This window comes from Polaromonas sp. P1_G2 (assembly GCF_056405515.1).
On record NZ_JBFUBY010000465.1, the window covers coordinates 1 to 1943 of the forward strand.

The 1943-nt window shown below is 54.1% G+C and carries 2 protein-coding genes; one reads left to right on the plus strand and one right to left on the minus strand.

Annotation, left to right across the window (positions count from 1 at the left end; translation table 11 throughout):
• Nucleotides 1-207: 207 nt before the first annotated feature.
• Nucleotides 208-699, minus strand: coding sequence for a hypothetical protein (locus tag AC1D0P_RS25235; protein WP_477679240.1), 492 nt, complete (start codon nt 697-699; stop codon nt 208-210).
• Between the two features lie 941 nt (nt 700-1640).
• Between AC1D0P_RS25235 and AC1D0P_RS25240 the strand changes: the two genes are divergently transcribed.
• The coding region (locus AC1D0P_RS25240; RefSeq protein ID WP_477679241.1) for a hypothetical protein at nt 1641-1943 on the plus strand (303 nt) is incomplete at its 3' end.

The following is a 1943-nucleotide window of genomic DNA, read 5'->3' on the forward strand; positions in this document are numbered from 1 at the left end:
CTTGAATCTCGGTGTCCACGTCGCCTCCCGTGCAATCTAACGTAATGTATACCGCAAGGTCTGCGGTATAACTTGGCGCTTGCGGTAAAAGCTGGCTGCTAAAAACCAACCAGGTGCTTGTTATTAAAAGACTGATTGTCCAATTTGAGTTTCGTTTAGCTCGATAAAAAGGGGATCAAACTCCGCAATTCGATTTAGGCATACGGTCTACCAAAACTTCCACCATGGCTTTGCCTCAACGTTCCCATCCAGGCCGGAGGTCGAAAATCTCGCCATTTCAGCCATCCTCTCTGATGGTATGAACAATGGAGCCGGATCTCCTTCTGAGTCCGGACCGACGATAGCTCCGGGAGCGGTACCACTCTTCCACACCGTGTTCGCGTTTGGATCAAACGTCAGCCATCTGCAGGGCAGGGTGGGGCCTTGGTAGAAGTCAACAACGCAAAGGTCTCTCCACATCCGCTGACCGCCTTCTTCGGTGCGAGAGCTTAGGCCAAGAGACTCCCACCTTTCGACCAATGACTGGATGTCGATCGGGTTCATTGCGAACTCGACATAGAGGTGCTCATCGAGCCAGAAGGACTTTCCGCGACTGTTACCGAATTGCTTCAGCAGGCCGGAAAGCCCTCCCTCGATAGAACTCTTGTTGATGTTCTCGATCGGTACAACAACGCTCAGGAATTTGACTTTGACTGCCATGAATGAACTGCCTAACGTGCTTGTGACCGGTGACCAAGGATAGGATGCCTTTGGACGTCCGTGTCGGCTTGCTGGGTAGGTCSCGCGCTCACAGTCAGAGACCCCTCAGCGTGCCGGAGAATTTCCCGCACGCGCAGGAATGGAACCCAACTGAACCCTGCCATCGAAATGTGATCGGTGATCCACACATATCGCAACGAACTTTTGACGATCCGCCACCGCCTGCCTCTTCGCTCGCCTTAAAGAAGATTGCGCGATCCTCGGCCAAGAGCCTTGAGCTTTCAGACTCTTCCAGTTCCCACACTTCAGTGCCAATCGGAACATCTTCCTTTCCTACACCGCGCAGTATGGAGGTCCATCGTTTGGCAAGTTCAGGGGGCGCGGGAGGAGACTGATGCGTATGAGTAAGGGTCAACCTGGCTTGCACTCGCTCTCCCGAAGGCTTCCGAAGTTCGACCGGGAGACTTCCGATACCCGTTACTTCCTCTCGGAGTGGGCCTGGCACTATGACAAGACCTCTCCCGGTGACTTGGAAGGTGTCTTCGACAAGAATCAAGCAACGCATAGCGATCTAACGTAATGTGTACCGCAAGACCTGCGGTATAACTTGGCCGCTGGAAACCCACCCAGGTGCTTGTTATTAAAAAACTTGTTGTCCATTTTGAGTTTCGTTCAGCTCGATAAAAAAGGACCAACCCCGAGAATCGATTCTAGGCGGACAGTGTGGTTGCCGCCTCCTCAATATAAATGAGCACAGGCCATACAGTCGATTCTGTTGGGTTTGACCATCGCTGCCTGTAACCCAGCCCGGGTCAAGATCCGATGGCCTGGGCGCAGCGATAGTTTAGCCAGGAGTGGGAGAGGGGGCGTCATCCAATTGACGGATATGGCCACGCATTCGAGCCCTGTGTTGTTGTCAGCTTCGGATTACGATTGCCGGCATGACACAAAAATCCAAAAACAATTCACCCGCCGCGCGAGCCGCTCAAATACTTAGCTTCACCTTTGTGCCGGTGAGCCTGCTCCATCTGCTTCTCGCGCTGTTCCGTACCGGCGATGCGTACATGATCCGGCATCTGTCGGGGCAGATGGGCTTCTGGCTCACGTTGATTGGCTCCCTGTATGTGGGCGTGCGAATCACGCAGCGCGATGAGGTCGCGTGGTGGGTCGGGCTGGCAGGAGCCGGCTTTCTGCTGTATCAGCGCGTCGGTCCGGTTGAAGTGGCGCTTCGTGAAGGATTTGTG

What these genes read in the sequence shown, in the direction of transcription:
- AC1D0P_RS25235 (WP_477679240.1), bottom strand. Translation starts at nt 699, where the DNA reads ATGGCAGTCAAAGTCAAATTCCTGAGCGTTGTTGTACCGATCGAGAAC.